20 protein-coding genes are annotated in these 18,873 nt (G+C 71.7%); 10 read left to right on the top strand and 10 right to left on the bottom strand.

Annotation, left to right across the window (positions count from 1 at the left end):
* Positions 1–17: 17 nt before the first annotated feature.
* From JT362_RS11145 to JT362_RS11135, 3 genes are all read right to left on the bottom strand, one after another.
* On the bottom strand, positions 18–263 hold the full coding sequence (locus JT362_RS11145; RefSeq protein ID WP_260191011.1) for an acyl carrier protein: 246 nt from the start codon (positions 261–263) through the stop codon (positions 18–20).
* A 260-nt stretch (positions 264–523) separates the two neighbouring features.
* Positions 524–1,171 (bottom strand): TetR/AcrR family transcriptional regulator, encoded by a 648-nt coding sequence (locus tag JT362_RS11140; protein ID WP_375546471.1) that lies wholly within the window; start codon positions 1,169–1,171, stop codon positions 524–526.
* Positions 1,165–2,325: a cytochrome P450 gene (locus tag JT362_RS11135; protein ID WP_260191059.1), complete on the bottom strand. Its 1,161-nt coding sequence runs from the start codon at positions 2,323–2,325 to the stop codon at positions 1,165–1,167. Before JT362_RS11135 ends, JT362_RS11140 begins: the two co-directional genes overlap by 7 nt.
* 135 nt (positions 2,326–2,460) lie before the next feature.
* Between JT362_RS11135 and JT362_RS11130 the strand changes: the two genes are divergently transcribed.
* The 3 genes from JT362_RS11130 to JT362_RS11120 are packed head-to-tail and all read left to right on the top strand — an operon-like array spanning position 2,461 to position 6,372.
* Positions 2,461–3,906, top strand: coding sequence for an MFS transporter (locus JT362_RS11130; protein ID WP_375546470.1), 1,446 nt, complete (start codon positions 2,461–2,463; stop codon positions 3,904–3,906).
* A gap of 19 nt (positions 3,907–3,925) precedes the next feature.
* The gene (locus JT362_RS11125) at positions 3,926–5,830 is read left to right on the top strand and encodes a prolyl oligopeptidase family serine peptidase (protein ID WP_260191009.1); all 1,905 of its coding nucleotides are present in this window, start codon (positions 3,926–3,928) and stop codon (positions 5,828–5,830) included.
* A 59-nt stretch (positions 5,831–5,889) separates the two neighbouring features.
* Positions 5,890–6,372 carry a nitroreductase family deazaflavin-dependent oxidoreductase gene (locus JT362_RS11120; protein WP_260191008.1) on the top strand — a complete coding sequence of 161 codons (483 nt, stop codon included), beginning with the start codon at positions 5,890–5,892 and terminating at the stop codon, positions 6,370–6,372.
* Here the strand turns inward: JT362_RS11120 and JT362_RS11115 are convergent.
* Positions 6,350–6,811 (bottom strand): MarR family winged helix-turn-helix transcriptional regulator, encoded by a 462-nt coding sequence (locus JT362_RS11115; protein WP_260191007.1) that lies wholly within the window; start codon positions 6,809–6,811, stop codon positions 6,350–6,352. The two genes, JT362_RS11120 and JT362_RS11115, sit on opposite strands and share 23 nt — an antisense overlap.
* A 323-nt stretch (positions 6,812–7,134) precedes the next feature.
* On the opposite strand from JT362_RS11115, the gene JT362_RS11110 reads away from it, so the two are divergent.
* Positions 7,135–8,583 carry a DUF5919 domain-containing protein gene (locus JT362_RS11110; RefSeq protein WP_260191006.1) on the top strand — a complete coding sequence of 483 codons (1,449 nt, stop codon included), beginning with the start codon at positions 7,135–7,137 and terminating at the stop codon, positions 8,581–8,583.
* Here the strand turns inward: JT362_RS11110 and JT362_RS11105 are convergent.
* Both JT362_RS11105 and JT362_RS11100 read right to left on the bottom strand, forming a co-directional pair.
* A complete protein-coding gene (locus JT362_RS11105) occupies positions 8,560–9,276 on the bottom strand; it encodes an alpha/beta hydrolase (protein WP_311202690.1) in 717 nt (238 codons plus the stop codon). The genes JT362_RS11110 and JT362_RS11105 overlap by 24 nt on opposite strands.
* A 5-nt stretch (positions 9,277–9,281) precedes the next feature.
* Positions 9,282–10,736, bottom strand: coding sequence for an NAD-dependent succinate-semialdehyde dehydrogenase (locus JT362_RS11100; RefSeq protein ID WP_260191005.1), 1,455 nt, complete (start codon positions 10,734–10,736; stop codon positions 9,282–9,284).
* Between the two features lie 39 nt (positions 10,737–10,775).
* Here JT362_RS11100 and JT362_RS11095 point away from each other — a divergent pair, with 39 nt between their 5' ends.
* Complete coding sequence (locus tag JT362_RS11095; protein WP_260191004.1) at positions 10,776–11,606, top strand: hypothetical protein; 831 nt, start codon at positions 10,776–10,778, stop codon at positions 11,604–11,606.
* Here the strand turns inward: JT362_RS11095 and JT362_RS11090 are convergent.
* Complete coding sequence (locus JT362_RS11090; RefSeq protein ID WP_260191003.1) at positions 11,572–12,168, bottom strand: TetR/AcrR family transcriptional regulator; 597 nt, start codon at positions 12,166–12,168, stop codon at positions 11,572–11,574. The two genes, JT362_RS11095 and JT362_RS11090, sit on opposite strands and share 35 nt — an antisense overlap.
* Positions 12,169–12,205: 37 nt before the next feature.
* On the opposite strand from JT362_RS11090, the gene JT362_RS11085 reads away from it, so the two are divergent.
* Positions 12,206–13,105, top strand: a complete 900-nt coding sequence (locus JT362_RS11085) for a DMT family transporter (protein WP_260191002.1) — start codon at positions 12,206–12,208, stop codon at positions 13,103–13,105.
* Here JT362_RS11085 and JT362_RS11080 read toward each other — a convergent pair.
* Genes JT362_RS11080 through JT362_RS11070 form a run of 3 tightly spaced genes read right to left on the bottom strand, consistent with a single transcriptional unit; the run spans position 13,062 to position 15,572 of the window.
* Positions 13,062–13,901: a siderophore-interacting protein gene (locus JT362_RS11080; protein WP_260191001.1), complete on the bottom strand. Its 840-nt coding sequence runs from the start codon at positions 13,899–13,901 to the stop codon at positions 13,062–13,064. The genes JT362_RS11085 and JT362_RS11080 overlap by 44 nt on opposite strands.
* Positions 13,902–13,914: 13 nt before the next feature.
* Complete coding sequence (locus JT362_RS11075) at positions 13,915–14,685, bottom strand: ABC transporter permease (RefSeq protein ID WP_260191000.1); 771 nt, start codon at positions 14,683–14,685, stop codon at positions 13,915–13,917.
* The gene (locus JT362_RS11070; RefSeq protein ID WP_260190999.1) at positions 14,682–15,572 is read right to left on the bottom strand and encodes an ABC transporter ATP-binding protein; all 891 of its coding nucleotides are present in this window, start codon (positions 15,570–15,572) and stop codon (positions 14,682–14,684) included. Before JT362_RS11070 ends, JT362_RS11075 begins: the two co-directional genes overlap by 4 nt.
* A gap of 88 nt (positions 15,573–15,660) precedes the next feature.
* Here JT362_RS11070 and JT362_RS11065 point away from each other — a divergent pair, with 88 nt between their 5' ends.
* The 4 genes from JT362_RS11065 (at position 15,661) to JT362_RS11050 (ending at position 18,815) form a co-directional block, all read left to right on the top strand.
* The gene (locus JT362_RS11065; protein WP_260190998.1) at positions 15,661–16,809 is read left to right on the top strand and encodes a sensor histidine kinase; all 1,149 of its coding nucleotides are present in this window, start codon (positions 15,661–15,663) and stop codon (positions 16,807–16,809) included.
* A gap of 1 nt (position 16,810) precedes the next feature.
* Positions 16,811–17,449 carry a response regulator gene (locus JT362_RS11060; protein ID WP_260190997.1) on the top strand — a complete coding sequence of 213 codons (639 nt, stop codon included), beginning with the start codon at positions 16,811–16,813 and terminating at the stop codon, positions 17,447–17,449.
* A gap of 137 nt (positions 17,450–17,586) precedes the next feature.
* The gene (locus JT362_RS11055) at positions 17,587–18,132 is read left to right on the top strand and encodes a sigma-70 family RNA polymerase sigma factor (RefSeq protein WP_260190995.1); all 546 of its coding nucleotides are present in this window, start codon (positions 17,587–17,589) and stop codon (positions 18,130–18,132) included.
* Entirely contained in the window at positions 18,129–18,815 is a 687-nt protein-coding gene (locus JT362_RS11050; RefSeq protein WP_260190994.1) for an anti-sigma factor, read from the top strand. Before JT362_RS11055 ends, JT362_RS11050 begins: the two co-directional genes overlap by 4 nt.
* Positions 18,816–18,873: the final 58 nt, after the last annotated feature.

Below are 18,873 nucleotides of genomic sequence, written 5' to 3'. Positions count from 1 at the left end.
CCCCTTTCCCGCGCCGCTCAGCGGGTTTCCAGCACGGAGTTGCCGAGGGCGAGCAGGTCACCGAGGGTCTGTGCGTTCGCGGCGCGCGCGGGGTCGAACTCGACGCCGTGCTCGTCCTCGAGGGTGAACACGACCTCGGAGACCTGCAGGCTGGACAGGCCGAGCGAGTCCAGCCGGGTGTTCTCGTCGATCTGGGTGTCCTTGGGCAGCTTGCCCCGCATCTCCTGGCGGATCAGGCTGGCGAGCTCGTCAATGGTGATCACGGTCCACCTCGTGAATTCGGAAGAAAGAATGTCCACTACGGTGAGCCGAACATACTCGCGCGAATCCGCCGCGGAAGCTCCGATGAATCCCTGAGCTGCGCGTATGGAGAATTCCTCGAAGGACTCTCAAGTTGACGCCGACCGCGCTAGAGAAATGCCAGTGGCCGGCTCGAAATCGAGCCTATCCGGTGCACGACCCCGGCCGCGTGCGCGGGCCACCGTAGGCGACGCCCAGTCATTCGGGAGCCGAAACGGCGCCGCTACCCGGTGACCGGGGCGGTGAGCAGGCCGGTGATCGCGTCGACCATGCCGGTGGCGGTGTCGTCCCAGGTGGACTTGGGCGAGGTTGCGCGTTCGCGTTCGGCGCAGCCGTGGACCATGAGGAGGCGGATCATCTCGCCGCGTTGGTGGCGGGCGTGGGTCGGTAGGTCGGCGAGACAGCGGCCGAGGCCGTCGAGTACCTCGCGCAGCGCGGGGGTGGCCAGCGACTCCTCGGCCATGATGTCGCGGAACGCGGGGTCGGCCGCGACCTGGGCACCGAAGCGGGCGTACCACGTCGGGTCGCCCAGCCGGTCCAGGTGCGTGGTCACCGGACACACCAGGCAGACGACCCAGTCCCGCACGTTCGTCGACCCGCGCACGCGCGCCACCAGCTCGGCCCGCAGCTCCTCGATCCGCTCGGTGTGCTGGCGCACGATCGCCCGCACGAGATCGGCCTTCGTTCCGAAGTGGTAGCCGACGGCGGCGTTGTTGCCCTGCCCGGCGGCCGCGCTGATCTGCCGGTTCGACACGGCGTAGAGCCCCTGCTCGGCGAACAGGCGCTCGGCGGTCGCCAGGATCAGTTGCCTGGTTCCGCCCGACTGGTCGGACCGGGAACGCCTGCCGACCTCGGTCACCACGGTCACCACCGTACCGGCAGCTCGCGCAGCCCTCCGACCACCAGACCCTCGACCCGGTTCAGCTCCGCCGCCGGCACCGCGAGCTCCAGCGCGGGCAGCCGGCGCAGCAGCACCGCGAGCACCGCCTGCAACTCGGTCCGGGCGAGTGCCTGGCCGATGCAGGAGTGCGTGCCGGAGCCGAACGTCAGGTGCGGGTTGGGTCGCCGGCCGAGGTCGAGTTCGTCCGCGTCGGCGAAGAACGTCTCGTCGCGGTTGGCGGCGGCCATGTTGCACATGACGGTCGAGCCGGCCGGGATCCGCTCGCCGGAGACCTCGGCGTCCTCGGTGATGTAGCGCGGCAGGCCGACGCCGGGGTTGGCGTCGAAGCGCAGTACCTCGTCGACGGCGGTGCGGATCAGCGACGGGTCGGCCAGCAGCCGCTCCCAGTGCCGGCGGTCGGCGAGCAGCATGCCGACCATCTTGCCGATCATGTTCGCGGTGGTCTCGTGCCCGGCGACGAGCAGGCCCCGACCGGTGGCGACGAGCGCGTCGTCCGGCAGGTCGGCGGCGAGCGTGCTGAGCAGGTCGTCCCGGGGGTCGGCGCGCTTGGCGGCGACGTGCTCGCGCAGGTACGCGACGAACTCCCCCTGGGCCGAAGCGATCTCCTCGTCGGTGTACCGGGTCAGGTTGAGCATGGTGTCCGACCAGTGCGAGAAGGCCTCGCGGTCGGAGCCCGGCACGCCGAGCAGCTCGCAGATGACCCACACCGGCAGCGGGAACCCGAGCGCCGCCCGCAGGTCCGCTGGCGCGCCCGCGGCGACCATGTCGTCGATCAGCCTCTCGGCCATCGACTCGATCTCGGGGCGCAGCGCGGTCATCCGCTTGGCGGTGAACCACTTTCCGACGAGTTGCCGCCATCGCAGGTGACCCTCGCCGGAGTCGGGGATGGACTCGGCCATGTCGTTGTTGAACACCCCGCCCGACTCGCCGGTGCTGAGCCGGGCCGCGTCGGGCGCGTTCAGCCGGCGGGTGAACCTCGGGTCGGCGAGCACCTGCTTGACGTCGGCGTAGCGGGTCAGCAGGAGGGCGCGGTCGCCACTGGGCAGCGTGATCGGGGCGACCGGGCAACCCTGCCGCAGCTCCGCCCACTCGGTCGGCGGCTCCAGCGCGGTCGGACCGGTCATCGGGTAGTGCCGCTCGTTCGCCACGACGTGTCCTCCTCGACTCGTACTCGACGAACCCAGTCAACCCACACCCGTACACTGAGTCAAGCACGTGCTTTAACTCGCTGCTTTCGATTCACCCGGAAGGGCGCCGCCTTGGCTCCGCAGACCCGTCCCAGCCCGAACACGGTCGTGGCCGTGCTGGCCTCCGGCGGCATCGTCGTCTCGCTCATGCAGACGATCATCATTCCGCTCATCCCCCAGCTCCCCCGGCTGCTGGACGCGTCCGCGGCCGACGCCGCCTGGGCGGTCACCGCGACCCTGCTCGCCGCCGCCGTGGCCACCCCGACGATGGGGCGGCTCGGCGACATGTACGGCAAGCGGCGGATGCTGCTGATCAGCCTCGGGCTGCTGGTCGCCGGATCGGTGCTGGCCGCGCTCAGCGACAGCCTCGGGCCGATGGTGGTGGCCAGGGCCATGCAGGGTCTCGCGTCCGGGGTCATCCCGCTCGGCATCAGCATCATGCGCGACGAGCTGCCGGCCGAGCGCCTCGGCTCGGCGACCGCGCTGATGAGCGCGTCGTTGGGTGTCGGCGGCGCGCTCGGCCTGCCCCTGGCGGCGCTGTTGGCCGAGACGGTCGACTGGCACGTGCTGTTCTGGACGGCGGGTGCGTTCGGCGCGGTGTGCGCGGTCCTCGTGTACACCGTGGTGCCGGAGTCGCCGGTCCGCTCCGGCGGCCGGTTCGACCTGCCGGGGTCGATCGGGTTGTCCGCCGCGTTGGTCTGCCTGCTGCTCGCGATCTCCAAGGGCTCGGACTGGGGCTGGACGAGCGGCACGACCACCGGGCTGTTCGCCGCGGCCGCGGTGGTGCTGGCGGTGTGGGGCTGGTGGGAGCTGCGCGCGCCGCGGCCGCTGGTGGATCTGCGGACGTCGGTGCGTCGCCAGGTGCTGTTGACCAACGTCGCGTCGGCGGTCTTCGGCTTCTCGATGTTCGCGATGTCGCTGGTCCTGCCGCAGTTGCTGCAACTGCCGACCGGAACCGGCTACGGGCTCGGGCAGGGCATGGTGGCGGTCGGTCTGGTGCTGGCGCCGTCGGGGCTGGTGATGATCGCGGTGGCGCCGCTGTCCGCGCGGGTGTCCGCGGCGCGCGGACCGAAGACGACGCTGATCCTGGGGATGCTGGTGGTCGCCGCCGGCTACGCGCTCAACCTGGTGCTGATGTCGGAGATCTGGCACCTGGTGGTGGTGTCGATGGTGATCGGCGGCGGCATCGGGTTCGCCTACGGCGCCATGCCGGCGCTGGTGATGGCCGCGGTGCCGGTGTCGGAGACCGCGGCGGCCAACAGCCTCAACACGCTGATGCGGTCGATCGGCACGTCGGTGTCCAGCGCGGTGGCCGGCGCCCTGCTGGCCGGGGTCACCACGTCGTTCGGCGGCGTGGACCTGCCGGCCGAGCACGGGTTCCGGCTGATCATGGTGATCGGTGCGGGCGCCGCGCTGGTGGCCGCCGCCGTGGCGGGCCTGCTCCCGTCGCGACGACCCACCCGGCCGGCCGACCCCGAGCCGGCCGTGCTGGCCGGAACGGGCCACCAAACGCGGTAGGAGGGCGCAGACTGATCGGATGACAGGTCTGACCGCCGAACTCGTGGTCGATGGTCGCCAACCGCGGACCCCGGCTCTTGCCCCGAACGGGCGGCTGCTCTGCTACGTCCTCGCTCCCGTCAGCCGGACCGGCGACCACCTCGACACCGAACTCTGGCTCGTCGACACCGACGGCGCCGCCGCGTCGCGCCGGGCGACCGCCGACGTCGCGACGGAGTCCCGGCCACGCTGGTCCGCGGACTCGGGCATTCTGTACTTCCTGTCCGACCGCGCCGACCGCGGCACCGCGCAGGTGCACCGGCTCACCGTCGACGACGGCACGGCGACCGCGGTGACCACCTGGCGCGCCGGGATCGTCGACCACGTGCCGCTCGCCGACCCCGACCTGGTCGCGCTGCTCGCCGAGGACGAACCCACCGAACAGGACACGCGCCGCGCGCAGGACCGCGACGACGCCATTGTCGTCGGCGAGCGCGAACCGCGTGCCCGGGTGCGTCTGCTCGACCTGCGTACCGGCCAGGTCACCACCCCGGACGTGTTCGGCGACCGGCACGTCGTGGAACTGCGGCAGCGCCCCGACGGCGGTCCGCTCGCCGTACTCAGCCAGGCCAGCAGCGACAACGACTACGGCCCCCGCACCGGCGAACTGCACCTGCTCGATCCCACGACCGGGGCCACGGTGGATCTCGGTGCGGTCGGGGCGGACGCACACTCGCTCGCCTGGTGGCCGGACGACGACGGCTGGCACCTCGGCTACGTCGCGCTCACGCCACCGCTTCTGCAGGCCGGTACCGCCGTGTTCGACCTGGCCGTGGACAGTGGCGTCCTGCGCAACCGGACGTCCGGCCTCCCGATGTGCCCCACCGAACTGCACCAGACCGACACCGCCCCACTGGTCGTGTTCGCCGACGGCCTGAACACGACCCTGGCCCGGCTCGACCCCGCCGGCCCCACGACCTTGTCGCAGCACCCCGGGCGCCTCGACGACCTCACCACCACCCCCACCGGCGAGAGGATCGCGGTGCTGACCGGCACCCGGTACCAGCACGCGAACGTGCACGTCGGGCCACCGACCGGGCCGCTGCGCAGGATCACCGACACTCGCCCGGAGCTGGACGGCATCGCTCTCGGGATCCAACAACCGCTGGCCTACCGCGCCGCCGACGACCTCGACCTGGACGGCCTACTCGTCCTGCCGGTAGGAAAGTCTGCGCCGGACGGCCCGTTTCCGCTGGTCACGATCGCTCACGGCGGACCGTACGACCGCTACGCCGACGATTTCCAGCTGTTCTGGCACCCCAGCGCGCAGTGGCTGGCCGCCGCCGGCTACGCGGTGTTCCTGCCCAACCCGCGCGGGGGCCAGGGCCACGGCCACCAGTTCGCCCTCAGCGTGGCCGGCCGGGTCGGACAGGAGGAATGGACCGACATCCTGACCGGCATCGACCTGCTCGTCGCCGAGGGCATCGCGGACCCCGACCGGCTGGGCATCGCCGGCGGGAGCCACGGTGGGTTCCTGGCCGCCTGGGCCGTCGGCCAGACCGATCGGTTCCGCGCCGCGTTGGTCGGCGCCGGTGTCGTCGACTGGGGCATGCTCGCCGCGACCGGGGAGAACGGCCAGTTCGAAGCCGCGCTCGGCGGCAGCACGGGATGGGACGGCATCGGCCCACACCCGCACGACGCGGTCAGCCCGATCTCCTTCGCCCGTCACGTACGCACCCCGGTGCTCATCCTGCACGGCGCCGAGGACACCAACGTGCCCCTCGGCCAGGCCGTGTACTTCCACCGGGCGCTGCGCCGTTTCGGCGTCGAGCACGAGTTCGTCGTCTATCCGCGAGAGGGACACGCGATCCAGGAACGCAACCACCAAGTCGACTTCCTGCGGCGCACCCGTGCGTGGTTCGACCGCTGGCTGCGGGGCTCCTGACGGGCGATCTGTGCACTGTGCAAAAGTTGCTCTGCGCACACTTCGTGAGGAGGGACTCCGTGGCGGCCGTCGACCGCAAGCCGACCGGGTTGCTCAGGCTCGCCCTGCGAGCACCGATCTGGCTCTACCGCGCCAAGCTGGGCTGGCTGACCGGCCACCGGCTGCTCTACATCGCCCACCGGGGCCGGAAGACCGGCGCGCGGCGCGAGGTCGTGGTGGAGACCGTGCGCTACGACCGCACGGTGCCCGAGGTCGTGGTGATCGCGGCGTGGGGCAAGAATCCCGACTGGTACCGCAACCTGCGGGCGAACCCCGCCATCGAGGTGCGGATCGGCGCCAACCAGTGGCTGCGGCCCGATCACCGGTTCCTCGACGGCCCGGAGACGCACGAGGTGCTGATGGCCTACCAGCGCAAGCACCCGCACGCCTGGAAGCGCCTCGCCCCGATGATCGGTTTCCCCGAGGACCCGCGGGACCCGAGCTGGCCGGAGGTCGCCGAGGCGACGCGCGCGATCGCGTTCACACCGGCCCGTCCTGGCTGACCTCTCCCCCGGCCTCGCTGAACGCGCGCAGTGCCCGCACCAACCCGCGCTGATGGCCGGCCGGCATCCGCGCGACGATCTCGGCGATCTCCGCGCGTCGCCGACGGGTGACGTCGCTGACCAGACGTCGCCCGGCCGAGGTGAGGCTGACCTGCGTCTCGCGCCGGGAGCGGGGATTCTGCTGACGGTCGACGAGACCCGACTCGACCAGCCGGTCGACCGCACGGGTGGCCGAGGACGGGTTGACGTCCAGCGCCTCGGCCAGCGCGGTCACCTTCTGGTGCCCGTTCGACAGCACCACCAGCAGACGAAACTGCGCCAACGAGATCGACTCGTCGACGGCCGCGATCGACCGGGCCGACACCGCCACCAGCAACCGCGACGCGGCGAGCACCGCGTCCGCCACCGCGTCGACCTGCTCGTCTGGTTCTACTGTCACGCACACATTTCTACCGCATGCATGACAGGGTTCCCGCCGCCAGAGCCACTTTTTGCTAGGGTGGATGGCCACCCGACTGATTGGGATCAGGCGTTCATCCAGGCGAAGGAGGCTGGGGGATGACGTCAACCAGAGGAGCGATATTCGCCAAGCGAGCGTTGGTCCATCTTCCAGACAGTGTTGCGGTTGTCGGAGCGATAATTGTATTCGTCGTCGCCGGTGTCACTGATCTCAGCAATGAAAGTCTCGTCCAGGCCACGTGCGGGATCTTGGCGCTACTTTCCATGTCTTTTCTGATCGTACGGATCACCAAGCTGGAACGCATGGACGAGTCGATCACCCGACTGGCACACCTACTCGAGAGCAAAGGAGCGCTGCGCGCGGAGATCGAACGCCAGCGAACAGAGGTCTCCGAGCTGACCCGGTTCCTGAAGGACGGCGCACTGGACGAGAAGTTGCTCAACGCCGCCGCCACGGCGAACGGGTACCTTCGAGATTTCGCGCGCATGGGAATCGTGGGCTCCCATCCCACGCTCAGCGAGATCGACCTTTCCGAGGAGATGCGTGGCGCCAAGGACTCCATCCGAATCACCGCGAGTTGGACCGGCTGCCTGATCTCGTTGGGCGAGATTCTGGTGGAGAAGGCGCGCAGCGGGTGCGATGTCCGCATCCTGATCCTTCGACACAACTCGGAGTTCGCGCGACTCCGCGGACAGGAATTGGACCCGGTAGCGGAGCATGCCGCGTCGCGACAGATCGCGACCGAGATCTGCGAATTCAACCGCCTGTTCCGACATCATCCGGATGTGAAGAGCCAACTGCAGGTGAAGGCATTCGACGCGCGCCCGTCGATGTGCATGTTCGCCCGGGACGACACCAGAGTGATCGGTTCACTCTGGCCTGGAATCAACGCGATGGACGCACCAGTGCTCCGAGTCGTCGGTGACGGCGATCCCGCGCTGATGCGAAGCCTCGGCCGGATCGCCGACAAGGAGTTCGAGCGAATCTGGAACGACGAGAAAACTCTCTACATCACGGTCGTCGACGGCGAGCCGCAGTACACCGAGATGCCCGAGATGGCATGGTCGGTCGACGGACAGCACTTCGCATCGGTACTGGAGGACCTCGAGCGCGCGACGCAGGAGGGTGGAGATCTCGGACGCAGCCACGCCCTGTCCGCTATCAAGTCCAATCCGGATCGGGTGCAGGTAACCGTGCTCGAACTACACGAACGGCTACGGTCGAACGACCCGACCGAGGCCGTGAAGATCGCCGACGCATTAGAGGAGATCGACGAACTGCACGCGGCCGAGGTGGTCCTCCGAGAGGCCGTCAATTGCGGATACGTCCAGTTCGTCGAGCACCTTGCTCGGCTCCAACTCAAAGCCGGGAACGACGAAGACGCCGAACGAACACTGCGACGCGGCGTGTCCGCGGGGAACTATTTCGCGATCTTCCGGCTGGTCAAACTGCTGGGCTCGACCGGTCGCTACCACGAGGTCGAACGGGTCCTGCGCGACGGCGTGCAAGCTGGAAGCATCGATGCACTGCGGAACCTCGTGGACCTGCTGGACAGGTCGGGGAGGTCACCCGAGGCCGATCGGATTCTCGAGCAGAAGTACGCCGAAGGAATTCGGGCGGCAGGACATCTGCTGACGATCCGGGAGTACAACAACGGCAACCAGGACCGGTCACTGGGCAAGCTTCGGGAATGGGCGCAGGAAGGTGACGACACCGCGCAGGGCATTTTACAGAAGCTCGAAGTTCCCTGACGCGGGCGAGGTCGACTCGTCGAGGAGGAATCGCGTCGTGGTGGCCAGGACGTCGCGGGCGTGGTCGCTGTCGTAGTGGAACCCGTGCTTCGCGTGTTCGTACTCGAGCAGGGTGCAGTCGTTGCCGGCGCGGGTCATGGCGTCGCGGAAGCGTCGTACCGCGTCGATCGGTTCGATCTCGTCGTGGGTGCGGTGGTGGATCAGGGTCCTGGGGTTGCCCGGCCGTACCTGTTCGATCAGCGAGAACTCGGCCAGCCGGTCCGGGGCGATGCCGATCCGGTGTTCCAGGTCGCGCTGCTGAGCCGGCTCCAACGAGCACAGATCCAGGCCGGCGGGGTTGAGCGCGACCAGGGACGTGACGCCGGGTGCCTGGGTGGTCAGCGCGGCGACGAGCGCGAGGTGGGCGCCGGCCGAACTGCCGCCGGCGGCCAGCCGCGACGCGTCGAGTCCGCGGGACGCGGCCAGCCGGGTGAACCGGTGGAGCGACCGCCTCACGTCGGTGAGGCAGTCGTCGATGCTGGCCGCGTCCTGGCCGAGCAGGCGGTAGCCGGCCGACACCGCGAGGATTCCGCGGGACGCCAGCTCCCGGCAGTGCGGGGCCAGCCCCTCGGGCGAACCGGCGCGTAGCGCGCCGCCGTGGAACAGGACGATGCCGGCACGGGGCGGTCGGCCGTCGTCCGGTTCGAAGACCAGCGCGGTCAGCGGGGCATCACGATCAGCTTGTGCTCAAGGAACTCCTCGATGCCTACCCGTCCGCCCTCGCGGCCGATGCCGGACTGCTTGACGCCGCCGAACGGGGTCGCCGGGTTGGACACGATGCCCGCGTTCAGGCCGACCATGCCGACCTCCATGGCCTCCGACACCCGGAACGCCTTGTCCAGGTCCTGGGTGAACAGGTACCCGACGAGTCCCCACTCGGTGTCGTTCGCGCGGGCCACCGCGTCGTCGACGTCGGTGAAGGTCTGGATGGCCGCCACCGGGCCGAAGATCTCCGTGCGGCACAGGTCGCTGTCCGGGTGCACGTCGGCCAGGACGGTCGGCTGGTAGAAGTAGCCGGGGCCGTCTGGCGCGGTGCCGCCGACGACCACGCGCGCGCCCTTGGCCACCGCGTCGTCCACCAGCTCGGTGACCTTCGACAGGCCGTCCGGGTCGATCAGCGGGCCCACCTGGGAGGTCGACTCCAGGCCGGAGCCGACGGTGAGCGCGCCCATCCGCTCGGCCAGCTTGCCGGCGAAGTCCTCGGCGACGGACTCGTGCACGAAGAACCGGTTCGCCGCGGTGCACGCCTCACCCATGTTGCGCATCTTGGCGGTGACCGCACCCTCGACCGCGCGGTCCAGGTCGGCGTCGTCGAGCACGATGAACGGGGCGTTGCCGCCCAGTTCGAGCGAGGTCTTCACGACCTTGGTCGCGGCCTGCGCGAGCAGCAGCCGGCCGACCTCGGTCGAGCCGGTGAACGACAGCTTGCGAATGTCGCCGCCGGTCAGCATCGGCTCGACGACCTCGGCCGCACGGTTCGTGGTGACGACGTTGAGCACGCCGTCGGGCAGACCCGCCTCCGACAGCACGGACGCGAGCGCCAGGCTGGCCAGCGGCGTCTGCGGCGCGGGCTTGAGCACCATCGTGCAGCCGGCCGCGACCGCCGGCCCGATCTTGCGGGTGCCCATCGCCAGCGGGAAGTTCCACGGGGTGATCAGCAGGCACGGGCCGACCGGCTGCGCCAGCACCATCGCCCGCGAGTTGCCGTCGGGGGTGTGCCCGAAGTGGCCGTCGAGCCGCACCGCCTCCTCGGAGAACCAGCGGAGGAACTCGGCGGCGTACTTCGCCTCGCCCCGGGCCTCGGCCAGCGGCTTGCCCATCTCCAGCGTGATGATCGTGGCGAACCGGTCGACGTCGGCGATGATCGCCTCGTAGGCCCGGCGCAGGATCTCGCCGCGCTCGCGGGCCGGGGTGGCCGCCCAGTCGCGTTGCGCCGCGACCGCGGCGGCCACGGCGGCCTGGCCGTCGGCCGGGGTGGCGTCGGCGACCGAGCACAGGGTCTGCCCGGTGGCCGGATCGACCACGTCGGTACGGGCACCGTCGGAGGAGTCCGTCCACTTGCCGCCGATGAGGAGCTGCGTGGGTACGGACGGCAGAACGTCGTGGTGAGCCATGCCCCGATGCTAAACCCGCCGCCCGCTAGAGTGCGGCCGGTGTTGCGCACCGCGTTCGCCACCCTGTTCGTCCTGCTGGGCTGTCTGCTCGCCGGACCGGCGGTCGCCGCCTTCGTCCTGGTCGAGGAGATCACCGACCAGGAGAGCTACCTCGACGCGGTCGCGCCGCTGGCCGACGACCCGGAGGTCCGGACGGCGGTCGCCGACCAGCTCTCCGCCGCGGTCGACGGCTCGGTGCCGGAGGCCGCGCGCCAGCTCGTCGACCAGAGCATCACCTCGTTCGTGGAGAGTGACCGGTTCCGGCCGACCTGGGTCGAGCTGAACCGGGAGGCGCACCCGCAGGTGCTCGGTCTGCTCCGCGACGACGGCGGCGGCCTCGCCGTCGAGGGTGACGCGGTCGTGCTCGACCTCGGCGTGGTCGCGACGGACCTCAAGGCCAGGTTCGTCGCCGACGGGGTGCCGTTGGCCGACCGGATCCCGGAGATCGACGCCCAGGTCGAGCTGATGTCCGGGCCCGCCGTGCGGCAGGCCGTGCCCTCGTTCGAGCTGCTCGAACAGCTCAGCATCTGGCTCCCGGTCGCGGCGATCGGGCTGATAGTGCTCGGGCTCGTGCTGTCGGCCCGGCGCGGTACGACGCTGGTGGTCACCGGGTTCGGGCTGGTCGTGGTCATGCTGCTGATGGTGCTGGCGCGGTGGTTCCTGCGCAGCGAGCTCGCCGCGCGAAGCCCGTCGCCGGAGCTCGCCGGCCCGTTCTACGACGCCCTGACCAGCACCCTCTCGGTGGTGCTGTGGGTGGTGTGCGCGATCGGCGGCGTGTTCGTGATCGTCGGGGGCATCATCGCCCAACGAGCGAGCCGCCGGGCCCGGTAGCGCTCAGCGCCGCGGCGAGCAGGGTCCGCGCCGCCGACCTGGCGTTGGCCACCGCGTCGTCCTGCGCGCCGGCGGTCGTGGCCACGATCGCGCCCTCGTGCAGCAGGTGCAGGTGCGCGCCGAGCGTCGACGGCAGCCCGGCGTCGTGGACGAGCCGCTCGTAGCGCGCCCGCATCCACCGCTTCTCGGCGTGCACGACGGCCATGGCCGGGTGGTCGGTGCGGTCGATCTCGGCGTTGGCGTTGACGAACGCGCAGCCGCGGGTGTTGTCGGCGAGCCATTCGGCCAGCACGTCGAAGGCGGCCAGCACCTGGCCCTGGCCCGGTTCGACGAGGGCCAGCCGCTCGTCGACGAACGCCTGCCAGCGCTCGAACCGCGCCCGCAGGTACAGGGCGACCAGGTTGTCCTTGGAGCCGAACCGGTCGTACAGCGTCTTCTTCGTGGTGCCGGCCTGTTCGGCGATGAGGTCGACGCCCACCGCGCGGATGCCGCGGCGGTAGAACAGGTCGCTGGCGGTGGCGAGCAGCCGTTCGCCGGCGGGGGTCATGGGTCGGGACAGCACACTGACAGTATACCGACTTGTATGTTTACCTCGCGGCATGAGACACACCGCGGTCGTCGCCGGCGGCCTTGTCGTGATGTGGAGCAGCGGGTTCGTCGGCGCCCGGCTCGGCACCGACCACGCGGCCGCCGACACGCTGCTGGCCTGGCGTTACGTGGTGGTCGCGGTACTGCTCGGGCTGTTCGCGGTCGTACGGCGGCCGAGGGTGACCGCGTTCGAGGTGCGGCGGCAGGCGGTGCTCGGGGTGCTGTGCCAGGTGCTGTACCTCGCCGGGGTGGTCGGCGGGGTCGGGATCGGCGTGCCGGCCGGTGTCGCCGCGCTGATCGCGGTCATGCAGCCGCTGGTCGTCGGCGCGCTCGCCGGACCGGTGCTGGGGGAACGGGTGCGGCCGCGGCAGTGGCTCGGCCTGGTGACCGGGCTGTCGGCCGTCGCCGTGGTGGTGGCGGGTGATCTCGGCGGTGGCGGACACGTGCTCGGCTACCTGCTGGTGGCCGGCGGCATGCTCGCGCTGTCGGCCGGCACGCTGCTGGAACGGCGGTGGGCGCTGCGGACGGCGCCGTTCGACCAGCTCACCATCCACTGCCTCGCGTCGTGCGGGGTGTTCGTCGTCGCGGCGGCGGCCACCGGCCGGCTCGCGCCGCCGATGACGCCGGGGTTCTGGTGGGCGGTGGTGTGGGTGGTCGTGCTGTCGACGTTCGGCGGCTACGGCTGCTACCTGCTGACCCTGCGCGCGCTCGGCGCGACCGGCGTCAGCACGATGCTCTTCCTGACCCCGCCGACCACGATGGTGTGGGCGCTGCTGATGTTCGGCGACCCGATCGCGTGGACCACGGTGATCGGGCTGGCCGGCTGCGCGGTGGCGGTGTGGCTGGTGCTCGCGCGGTCGGGTACCGCTAGCCCCGAGCCTGTCCGAGCTTCCAGTATCCCGAGAACATGATCCGCCTGCGGTCCACCGACCGGTCCCGCACCAGGTGCCGGCGCAAGCCGGTCGCCAGCGCGGACTCCCCGCACAGCCAGGCGTAGTCCACTCCCGGCAGCGCGGCGTCCGCGACGGCCGGCAGGACACGGGATCCCGGCGGGTCGACGCCCCGGTGCAGCCAGGTGACCTCGGCGGCGACCGGCTGCTCGAAGGAGTCGTCCGGTACCTCGACGTAGGCGTGCAGTTCGGCCCCGTTGCGCGATTCCAGGATCGCCGAGAGCGCGGGCAGCGCGGTCTCGTCGGCCGCGAGCAGCTGCCGGCCGGCGTCCGGCGGCGGGGCGTAGGTCGCGGTGCCGGCACGGAAGCCGACCTCGTCGCCGGGGGAGGCGGCGGAGGCCCACCGGGAGCCGGGGCCCGCGTCGCCGTGCAGTACGAAGTCGACGTCGATCTCGGCGTCGGCCGGGCGGTGCGCGCGGACGGTGTACCAGCGCAGCTCCGGGCGCCGGTCCTCGGGCATCCGGCGGATGGCCTGGCGGACGTTGAACCGGTCCGCGCTCGGCAGTTCGAGGGTGGTCCGCCCGGCGGGCGGCATCATCAGGCCGAAGTACTCGTCCGGTCCATTGCAGCGGTGGTCGGCGAGCTCCGGCGCGCGGAAGGTGATCCGCCGCAGATGTGGGGCGAGGTCGGTGACCGCGTGCACGGTCATCCGGAACTGCCCGTACACCGCGCGCTCCACCGACGGCGCCATGACCAGCGACGCGGCCTTGGTCATGGCCTTCAGCTGCAGCCGCTCGAACGTCGAGTAGTTAGGCACGCCTAACCTTAGCTCAGGGGTCAAGGCGCCGGATCGAGACGAATCCGCCGGCCAGCGCGGCGAGCGTCCAGGCGAGCAGGACGAGCAGCGCGCCACCCCAGCCGAAGTCGGTGTGCCCGACGCTGCCCGGTGGCTGCTGGACGCTCTGCATCAACACCAGCCCCGCCTGGTCCGGCAGGAACTGGGTGACCGGCCGGATCGCCGGCAGGTTCGCCATGCCCTGCGAGTTGAGGAACAGGATCGGGATCATGATGCCGAGGCACAGCGCCGTGCTGCGCAGCATCGCCGCGACCCCCATGGCGAACACCGCCATCAGCGCCATGAACAGGCACGCACCGAGCACCGCGCGCGGTACGCCGGGCTCGCCGAGCGTCGTCCCCCGGTCGCCGAGCACCGGCTGCGTGGCGAGGAACGCGCCGAGTCCGCACACCACCGACACCACGAGAGCGATCGCGGTGCCGGCCAGCACCTTGGCCGTCAGGAAGACCCCGCGTCGCGGCACGGCGGCGAGCGAGGCCCGGATCGTGCCGGAGGTGAACTCGCCGCTGACCAGCATGACGCCGAACACCACGAGCACGATCAGGCCGATGGTCAGCCCGAAGTACCCGTACCGCACGGGATCCCAGGTGTTCCGGTCGGACAGCCGGCCGTCCCGGAGCCCCAGCCCGATGAGGGCGGACAGCCCGATCGACATCGCCGTCGCGAGCACCAGGCTCCACCAGGTGGACCGCAGCGACCAGGCCTTGGTCAGTTCCCCCTGGAACGCCAGCAGCAGTGTCCTCATGTCCGCTCACCTCCGGTCAACCGCATGAACGCCTCCTCGAGCGACGCGGTCCGCGCGCCGATCTCGTGCACCACGACACCGTTCGCCGCGACCAGCTCGCCGACCCGGTCGGCGCCGACGCCGTGGGCCTCGATCACTCCGCCGTCGCCCTCGCCGACCCGGATGCCCGCCGAGGTGAGGACCGCCCGCAGCCGTTCCGGGCTGGGCGTGGTGATCCGCACGTGCGAGCCGGCGTACTCGGCGACGAACTCGTCGACCGTGGTGTCCGCGAGCAGCCTGCCGTGCGCGATGACCACGAGGTGCTCGGCGGTGAGCGCCATCTCGCTCATCAGGTGGCTGGACACCAGTACCGTGCGGCCCTCGGCGGCCAGCCCGCGGACCAGCGCGCGCAACCACACGATGCCCTCCGGATCGAGCCCGTTCACCGGCTCGTCGAGCAGCAGCACCGGCGGGTCGCCGAGCAGCGCGGCCGCGAGCCCGAGCCGCTGGCCCATGCCGAGCGAGAAGCCCTTGGTGCGCCGGTGCCCGGTGTCGGCGAGACCGACCTGGTCGAGCACCGCGCGCACCCGTGCCTCGCCGATCCCGTTGGTCCGCGCGAGCCAGCGCAGGTGTTGTCGCGCGCTGCGGCCGCCGTGCGTGGACCGCGCCTCCAGCAGCGCGCCGACCCGCAGCAGCGGGCGGTCCAGGTCCCGGTAGCGGCGGCCGTCGATGCGTACCCGGCCGCCGCTCGGGCGGTCCAGGTCGAGCATCATCCGCATGGTCGTCGACTTGCCGGCGCCGTTGGGGCCGAGGAACCCGGTCACCCGGCCCGGCCGCACGGTGAACGACAGGTCGTCGACCGCGACCGTGCCGCCGTACCGCTTGCTGAGCCCGTCCACTTCGATCACACCGGCACGCTAGGTCGCCCGCCGCGCCGGGCGCCGTCCTCGAAAGTCGCCGGTTCGGACGACGAAGGTGGACCCGTAGATTGCCGGCATGGGCCGACACCTCGCCGCCGCGCTCGTGGTGCTGGCGGACACCCTGCTCCTCACCGCCACGCACGACGTGCCGACCGCGCTCGGGTACGCACCGGTCGCGGCGCTGCTGGCGTTCGCCACCCGGGCACCGCTCGGCGTGTTCGCGGCGACGTTGGCGCTCGCCGTGGTGTCCGGCGGCTCGTACCCGCTGCTGGTGTGGGTCGCGCACCGCACCGGTCTCGCCACGGTGTCGCGCCGGGACACCGTCGTGGTCGCGGGAGCCGTCGCCGCCTGGCCGGCGGTGGCGATCGCGCTGGGGACGGCGCCCCGGCAGGCCGTCGTGGCGGCGGTCGTGTTCGTCGTACTGCCGCTGCTGGTCGGGCGGTACCTGGCGCAGCACCGGCGGCTGGTGGCGGCGCTGGAGTCGCACAACCGGCAGCTGCGCCGGGAACGGGAGCTGTTGGCCGAGCGCGGCAGGCTGCGGGAGCGGCTGCGCATCGCCAGGGACATGCACGACTCGCTCGGCCGCAGGCTGAGCCTGGTGTCGGTGCGGGCGGCGGCCCTCGAGGTGACGACGCCGCCGGAGCGTCGAGCCGACGTCGAGGCGCTGGGGACCGCGACCAGGGCGGCGGTGGCCGAGCTGTACGAGCTGATCGGCTCCCTGCGCGGAACGGCCGACGACACGCCCGGTCTGGCGGCGGCCGAGCCCCTGGTCGCCGAGTTCCGCGCGGCCGGCGTTCCGGTGACCGTCGAGACCCGAGGTGACCGGCGCGCGCTGGCCCCGGCGACGGACGCGGCGGCCTACCGGGTGGTGGAGGAGGGGCTGACCAACGCGGCCAAGCACGCGCCCGGCTCCCCGGTGACGGTGCGGCTGGACTGGGAGGCCGACGCCCTGGTGCTGAGCCTGACGAACCCGGTGTCCGGGCCGGCCGCACCCGGTGCCGGGTTCGGGTTGCTCGGCCTCCGTGAGCGGGTCGAACCGGCGGGCGGCTTCCTCGACCACCGGGCGGACGACGGCACGTTCCGGCTGGTCGCCATGCTGCCCACCTCGGTCGACCTCGAGCCGGAGCCGGCCGTCGGGCGGGTGCGTGCCACCGCGCTGGGCGTGGCCACCGGAGCGCTGCTGTTCCTCCTGCTGCCCGCGAGCCTGCTGACCGGGGTGGCCTGAGGTGCTGCGCGTCCTGGTCGCCGACGACGAACCGCTGATCACCGCCGGCATCCGTACCGTGCTGGAGTCCGCGGGCGACATCGAGGTCGTCGCGACCGCCGCCGACGGGTCGGCCGCCGTGCTGGCCGCGCTCGAGCACCGCCCGGACGTGGCGCTGCTGGACATCAGCATGCCGGTCCTCGACGGGCTCGGCGCGCTCGACGAGCTGCGCCGGCGGCTGCCAGCGACCAGGACCGTCGTACTGACCTCGTACGGCACCGAGCCGAACGTCCTTCGCGCGCTCCAGCACGGCGCCGCCGGGTTCGTGCTCAAGCACTGCGCACCGGACGAGTTGGTCCGCGCGGTCCGCGCCGCGCACACCGGGGACGCCTACCTCTCCCCCGAGGTCACCCGGCTCGTGCTCGGCATGGTCGCGCCGGCCGCCGGCCGCCGCCGCGAGGCCGCCGAGCGGCTGTCGGCGCTGTCCCCTCGGGAGAAGGAGATCGCCGCGCTGGTCGCCGAGGGCCTGTCGAACGCCGACATCGGCAGGCGCGTGCACATGAGCGAGACCACGATCAAGACCTACGTCAGCCGGGTGCTGGCCAAGCTGGGGTGCGCGAACCGGGTGGAGGTGGCGCTGCTGGTCCGCGACGGCGGTTGAACCGGACACCTGGCGCGTACGTGTTCATGGTTGTGAGCCAGCACGTGTCCAGTACTCTCGCCCTCGACCCGAGCTGTGCCTGGCTCCCGCGTGCGGCCCCGCGACACCGCGAACTCCCAGGGCAGGTGATGGCAAGCGTGGCGATCACAGGCAGGCGAGCCCGCCGGGCGAAACAGGTGCCCGGCGAGGAACTGGTCCGCTCCCTGTACGAGGAGCACGGCCGGAGCCTGCTGGCCTACGCGATCCGCCTCACCGGCGACCGGGCCGCGGCCGAGGACGTGGTGCAGGAGACCCTCCTGCGGGCCTGGAAACACGCCGACGACCTGCGCGACAACGTCGGCTCGGTGCGGGGTTGGCTGCTCACCGTGGCACGCAACATCATCACCGACCGAGCGCGGGCGCGGGCGGTGCGGCCGACCGAGGTGAACCAGGAGATCGACGTCCCGGCCGCGCAACGCGACCACGCCGACGACGTGGTCAACGCGATGACCGTGCTCGGCGCGATGGACCGGCTCTCCCCCGACCACCGGGCGGTGCTGGTCGAGCTGTACTACCGGGGGCGGACGGTCAACGAGACGGCGGCGGTGCTCGGCATCGCGCCAGGTACCGTGAAATCGAGGTCATACCACGCGGTCCGCGCGCTGCGGGCCACGCTCGGACGTCCGGGGGAGGTGCCGCGATGAGCTCGGTCGAGCACGACCGCTCGCTGCTCGGCGCCTACGCGCTCGGCTCGCTGGACCCCGGCGAGGAACGGGCGGTGCACGCGCACGTGTCGACCTGCCCGGAGTGCCAGCGGGAGCTGGCGGAGTTCGTCGACCTGCGGCACGCGCTGGACCAGGTACCACCCGAGGCGTTCCTGGACGGCCCACCGGACGGCGGCGACCTGCTGCTGCGCGGCGCGCTGAACCGGGTCCGCGCCGAGGCGGCGCCGGCGCGGCGGGGCTGGTCGCCCGGGCTGGTCGCGGCGTCGGTCGTGCTGGCGGCCGCGGTCGCGCTCGGCGGCGGCGTGCTGATCGGCCGGGAGACCGCGCCGACCCCGCCGGCCGAGGCCCTGCCGGCCGGCACGGTCACCGCCGAGGGCACCGACCCGGCCACCGGCGCGACGATGCGGGTGGAGGTCGAGCCGAGGGCCGGTTGGGTGTGGGTGAACGCCGAGGTCGAGGGGGTGCCGGCGGGCGAGCGGTGCGAGCTGCTGGTGGTGCCCGAGGACGGCGAGCCGCTGGTGGCCGGCAGCTGGGTGGTGTCCGACGAGGCCGGGGCCGAGGGCCTGCGGCTGGAGGGCACCGCGCTGGTCGAACCGGGCGAGGTGGAGTCGGTGGAGATCGTCACCACCGACGGCCGCCGCATGGTCTCGGTGCCGATCTGACCTGGCTGGCCACGAGCTGGTGCCCCGCCGTTCACCGTGGTGTCCTAACGTGACGCCG

The sequence above is a fragment of the Actinophytocola gossypii genome (genome assembly GCF_025165815.1).
Lineage (GTDB): Bacteria > Actinomycetota > Actinomycetes > Mycobacteriales > Pseudonocardiaceae > Actinophytocola > Actinophytocola gossypii.
This window is presented reverse-complemented; position numbering and strand designations above follow the sequence as displayed.

Excerpts from the sequence above, each read along its gene's own strand:
- JT362_RS11135 (WP_260191059.1), bottom strand. The coding sequence starts at position 2,325 with ATGACCGGTCCGACCGCGCTGGAGCCGCCGACCGAGTGGGCGGAGCTG.
- JT362_RS11125 (WP_260191009.1), top strand. The coding sequence starts at position 3,926 with ATGACAGGTCTGACCGCCGAACTCGTGGTCGATGGTCGCCAACCGCGG.
- JT362_RS11110 (WP_260191006.1), top strand. The coding sequence starts at position 7,135 with ATGGACGAGTCGATCACCCGACTGGCACACCTACTCGAGAGCAAAGGA.
- JT362_RS11100 (WP_260191005.1), bottom strand. The coding sequence starts at position 10,736 with ATGGCTCACCACGACGTTCTGCCGTCCGTACCCACGCAGCTCCTCATC.
- JT362_RS11085 (WP_260191002.1), top strand. The coding sequence starts at position 12,206 with ATGAGACACACCGCGGTCGTCGCCGGCGGCCTTGTCGTGATGTGGAGC.
- JT362_RS11075 (WP_260191000.1), bottom strand. The coding sequence starts at position 14,685 with ATGAGGACACTGCTGCTGGCGTTCCAGGGGGAACTGACCAAGGCCTGG.
- JT362_RS11065 (WP_260190998.1), top strand. The coding sequence starts at position 15,661 with ATGGGCCGACACCTCGCCGCCGCGCTCGTGGTGCTGGCGGACACCCTG.
- JT362_RS11050 (WP_260190994.1), top strand. The coding sequence starts at position 18,129 with ATGAGCTCGGTCGAGCACGACCGCTCGCTGCTCGGCGCCTACGCGCTC.